Origin of the sequence: Bradyrhizobium sp. (genome assembly GCF_035273305.1) — a bacterium.
Classification (GTDB): domain Bacteria; phylum Pseudomonadota; class Alphaproteobacteria; order Rhizobiales; family Xanthobacteraceae; genus Bradyrhizobium.
Genome location: NZ_DATEPI010000095.1, coordinates 1 through 4,691 on the forward strand (window position 1 = coordinate 1; position 4,691 = coordinate 4,691).

The following is a 4,691-nucleotide window of genomic DNA, read 5'->3' on the forward strand; positions in this document are numbered from 1 at the left end:
TATTGGTCACGATCTTGATCTTATTGGCGGCGCAGGCCGGCAGCACCGCAAGCATTCGGTCTTCGAGCAAGGGATCGTAACCACTGTCCGGATTCTTCATGCGCGCCTGCTGCGCCAGCGCCACGGTGCGCTCGCCGAGACATTCGAATACCAGGTACTGGATGTCGCCTTTTTCGGCGAGTTCGAGCGCAGGCTCGATGCGATCGCCGGAATAGCCCGCACCTGATCCTATTCTGATCGTCCGCATTACTTCAGCCCGAAATAGGCGCGCCGCAAGGCTTCGTTGTCTGTCATTTCGGCAACCGTACCGGAAAAGCGGATACGCCCGCCTTCGAGTACGAAAACGCGTGTTGCGACCTCGAGGAACCCAATATTCTGCTCGGCGATCAAGAGGGCAAGACCTCGCCCGCGCAAGTCGCTGAGAATGCGAATGACCTCTTTCACAAACAGTGGCGACAATCCGGCGGAAGGTTCATCCATCACAAGCAGCCGCGGTTCGGCCGCTAGCGCCTTCGCGATGCCGAGCATCTTGCGCTGACCACCCGAGAGGCTAGACGCCGGCGCGCGACGTTTTTCCCGCAGTGCGGGGAACAGCCCATAAAGCTCCTCGACTCGGGCATCGGAGTCGGCATGGCCAAGCGCCTGCGCGCCGACCCTAATGTTCTCCTCGATGGATAGATCCGGAAACACCGCGAGTTCGGACATGTAGGTCATCCCGAGCCGCATTCGGTCACTGGACCGTAGCCGCGTCACTTCCCGGCCGGCGAGGTCGATGCGGCCATGCCGCGCCTCGATCAATCCAACCAGCGATTTGAGGAAGGTTGTCTTGCCCGCACCGTTGGCGCCGAGCAGCAAAACCGTTTCACCGGGACGGACGTCAAGATCCACGCCCCACAGCACCTGCATGGTTCCGTAGCCGGCATCGACGCCGGCTGCCTTCAAAAGCGGCGCGGCTTCAGGCGGCATGCTCGCCTCCGAGGAAGACTTCGATCACCTGCGGCACCTGCACCGCGACTGCGAGTGTGCCCTCGAAAATATCCTTACCCGCATTCATCACGATGACGCGGTCCGTGATGTGCTCGATGAAACCCATCAGGTGCTCGATAACGATAATCGCGATACCGGATTGGGCCAGCGCCTTGATGCGTTCGGCAATCCAGTCGAGCTCCGCCGGATTGAGGCCAGCGGCGAGTTCATCCAGCAGTAAAAGGCGCGGACGCGTCGCCAGCGCTCGGACCAGATCGAGCATCTTCTGTTGCGCATTGTTCAGATCGGCCGCAGGCCGGTCGGCGACGTCTGCGAGCCGGTATTCGCCAAGCAGGGCGGCCATGGTTGGCGGCGCCACCGCGGCCCGACCATAAGCCAGCGCGACCTCGATATTCTCGCGCACCGTTAGCGACAAAAACGGCTTTGGAATTTGGAACGTACGATTGATGCCACGATGCACTAGCCGATGCGAGGCGATGCCGCCAATCGACGCGCCATCCAGCACCACCTCGCCGGCATCAGGGGCATAGAGACCGGAGATCACGTTGATTGCGGTGGTCTTGCCTGAGCCATTTGGACCGACCAATCCAAGAATCTCACCAGAGGCGACATGAAAGCTCAAGCCGTCCAGCGCGTGAAATCCGCCGAAGCGTTTGACGAGATTGCCAACGCTGAGAATGGGCGCGCTATCAGGGGACATTCCAGCCCCTGCGGGTTGCCAGCGAGACCAGTCCCGCCGGAAGGAACAGCACCAGCCCCATGATCAACAAGCCGTAGATCAGCTGGAAATATTGTGGCGTCGTGAACCCGATCAGATTGTAAATGCCGTACAAGATGATGACCCCGACAATTGGCCCGGAGATCGTGGCCACGCCGCCGAACAGCGCGAATACGATCGCGAAGATGCTGAACTCGCCGCTGAAGACATTGTCAGGATAAAACACAGAAACATACCAGGCATACACGCCCCCGGCGAGCCCGGCGACGAGCGCTGAAGCCAGCCACGCGATCACGCGCATCCGCACTACGTTGACACCCGCCATCGATGCACTGACGGCATCTTCTCGCACCGCCTGCAGCGCAAGACCAAACCGCGAGTTCTTCAGGAACACCACCGCCCCGAGAGTGAGCGCCAGCACTATGAGCGCGGCCGCGTAGGCCAGCGTCGGATTGAACGTTCCGGTGAGGGAAACGCCGTACGGGCCGCGCGTGATATTCTCGAGTGCCGGATTGGCGACGAAATGAAGCACCGCGAGCGACGCCGCCAGATTGGCGATCGCGAAATAAGCTCCGGACAACCGCAATAGTGGTGTCAGCAGAAGCCCGAGCACTACACCAATCAATCCGGCGGCAAGTACCGCGATTGGTGCGGATGCCTGGTAGTGCATCACCAGAATTGCAAAACCATAAGCGCCCGCGCCGAAGAACCCGACATATCCAAATGGCAGATAGCCCGTAAAACCGTAAATGATGTTCACGCCCTGGGCGAGGATCAGGAAGATTACGAAATTGAACAACAGAAGATGGTTCTGATAAAAACCGGGCAGCAGCGCGAACACGGCAATTAGCGGGATGAGGATGAAAAGCGTGTGTCTGACAGCGCTACGCAACGCGCACCCGCCTTCCAAGCAGCCCGCTCGGACGAAGCAGCAGGATAAGGATCAGGAGTACATAGGGCAGCAGGTCGGCCCACGAACTGAGATAAGTCTGCACCAGCATATAACAGACGCCATACACGACGCCGCCGAGCGCGGTGCCCAATGGATTTCCAAGCGAGCCCAGCACTACGATTGCGAATGAGGTGACCGTTGCGTCGGCGCCGAACGCCGGCGTCACCGAACCGAACATGAAGGGGGCGAACACGCCGGCAACCGCCGCCAGGCCCAATCCGATACCAAAAGCCGCCGCTGACACGCGATCCACATCGATGCCAGTCGCGAAAGCCTCGTCTCGCCGCGACATCACCGCCCGGGTCAGCGTGCCCAGACGGGTCTGATACAAATAGACATATACCAACGCGATAGCGATCAAGCTGGTGACGGCCGCGATCACCCAGGCGGCTGGAAATCCTTGTCCGAAAATCTCGACCGGTCCGCTTCCCTCCGGTTTGCCGCCGAACAGCTTCATCTTGATAGTCGAGAACACCGTGCCAAGTGCACGACTTTGGATTGAACGCTCGCTGGTCCCAAAGAAGATCGTCGTGAGAGCCTCGATGACCTGCGATAGCCCGAAGAACAGGATGATCGAGAGCATCTCCGGGTTGACCGAACCCTGCAGCCGAGGCACGAGCACCCAATACAGCAGCAGGCCCGCGAGCACGAACAGCACAAATGCCAGCGGCACTGCGAACAACGGATCGATTCCGGCCAGCGCGACCACACCGAACGCGACGAACGCGCCAAGCATCAGGAAGTCGCCATGCGCAAGATTCACTATGCGCATGACGCCAAACACGAGATTGAGGCCGATCCCGACCAGGCTGAAATACAGGCCGAACAAAACGCCGGCAACGAGCGCATAGACCAGCATTAGCGCTTCGCTCCCGGCAATTCAGTTTCGATCAGAGATCGCGTCATGGACGCGGATAGACCGGCTTGCCGGTGGCGGTGTCGTGCGGATAGATCGAGACAAACCTGATATGGCCGTGATCATCGAGTTCAAGTTGACCGAGCGGAGTTAACTCACCGATCTGGCCGCCCGTCTCGTCGAGCGCAAAGGTGCCGTCGAGCGTTTTGAGTTGACCAGATAGACTGAACACCGCACGACGCAATTCAAGCTGATCGAGGCTGTTGGCAACGGACAGCGTCTTTTCGATCACCAGTCCGGTGGTGTATCCGGCAACGGCATTGAAGCCGAATTCGATCTTGCCGCCGGCGTATTTCTTGTCCCATGCCGCTTTATAGTCCTTGATATCCATGCCGAAATTGACTGGATATTGCAGTTCAGAGGGCGGCACGTAGGTGAAAACGTGTTCAAGGCCCTTTTCGCCGACGTTCTTTTCCAGAAGCTCGGTCTCCAGACCCGGATAAATCGCGAACAGCATTTTGAATTTGATGCCGACATCCTGCACGTTGCGAAGGAACGCGATATCGTTCGGCGCGTATCCGAAATGGAATACCGCGTCCGGCTGAGTATTATTGATGTTATTGATGATCACGGTGTAATTGGTGGTCTCTGTGGGAATGCCCTGATCGTAGACGATCTCGATTGGCGCGCCCGATTCCTTGACAAATTTTCGGAAAGCGTTGGCCTGCGTTCCCGTAAATTCGTTGGTCGAATATAGAATCGCGATTTTCTTGATGCCGAGGCCCGGGCCATCATGTGAAACGAAATCCGCGACCGGCTTGGGCCAGATCGTCGACACTGGATCAGACATCAGCGCGATATACGGATTGTCCTTGGTAAAGAAGCTCGCGCCGGTCCCGGTCTGATCGAACAGGAACATCTTGTGGTCGCGCGCGATCGCCACGGCGGGTGCTGTCAGCACCGAGCCGGAATCGGCGACCAGGAGATCGACTTTGTCTTGCGTGATCAGCTGGTTGTAGAGCGTCGAAGCGGTCGCCGTATTGCTTTGGTCGTCGTAAGCGACAAGCTTGACCGGTATCTTCTTGTCGAACGCCTTCACATACACTCCACCATCCGCATTTTTCTGGTCGATCCAGAGTTTCAGGGCGCTATGAACCGGCATCGAAATCGACGCGAAG

6 protein-coding genes are annotated in these 4,691 nt (G+C 58.5%); all 6 read right to left on the reverse strand.

What is annotated here, in order from left to right:
• On the reverse strand, positions 1-247 hold a 247-nt coding region (locus VJV58_RS05880), incomplete at its 3' end, for an acyclic terpene utilization AtuA family protein (RefSeq protein ID WP_324136396.1).
• Complete coding sequence (locus VJV58_RS05885; RefSeq protein ID WP_324136397.1) at positions 247-966, reverse strand: ABC transporter ATP-binding protein; 720 nt, start codon at positions 964-966, stop codon at positions 247-249. The genes VJV58_RS05885 and VJV58_RS05880, both read right to left, overlap by 1 nt.
• On the reverse strand, positions 956-1,687 hold the full coding sequence (locus tag VJV58_RS05890; RefSeq protein WP_324136398.1) for an ABC transporter ATP-binding protein: 732 nt from the start codon (positions 1,685-1,687) through the stop codon (positions 956-958). Before VJV58_RS05890 ends, VJV58_RS05885 begins: the two co-directional genes overlap by 11 nt.
• Complete coding sequence (locus VJV58_RS05895; RefSeq protein ID WP_324136399.1) at positions 1,677-2,597, reverse strand: branched-chain amino acid ABC transporter permease; 921 nt, start codon at positions 2,595-2,597, stop codon at positions 1,677-1,679. The genes VJV58_RS05890 and VJV58_RS05895 overlap by 11 nt, the downstream gene beginning before the upstream one ends.
• A complete protein-coding gene (locus VJV58_RS05900; RefSeq protein ID WP_324136400.1) occupies positions 2,590-3,516 on the reverse strand; it encodes a branched-chain amino acid ABC transporter permease in 927 nt (308 codons plus the stop codon). The genes VJV58_RS05895 and VJV58_RS05900 overlap by 8 nt, the downstream gene beginning before the upstream one ends.
• A 43-nt stretch (positions 3,517-3,559) precedes the next feature.
• Positions 3,560-4,691: amino acid ABC transporter substrate-binding protein (locus VJV58_RS05905; protein ID WP_324136401.1), on the reverse strand; the 1,132-nt coding region annotated here is incomplete at its 5' end.

Bases quoted from the DNA above. Each gene is read 5' to 3' on its own strand.
- VJV58_RS05890 (WP_324136398.1), bottom strand. From the start codon at position 1,687: ATGTCCCCTGATAGCGCGCCCATTCTCAGCGTTGGCAATCTCGTCAAA.
- VJV58_RS05900 (WP_324136400.1), bottom strand. From the start codon at position 3,516: ATGCTGGTCTATGCGCTCGTTGCCGGCGTTTTGTTCGGCCTGTATTTC.
- VJV58_RS05885 (WP_324136397.1), bottom strand. From the start codon at position 966: ATGCCGCCTGAAGCCGCGCCGCTTTTGAAGGCAGCCGGCGTCGATGCC.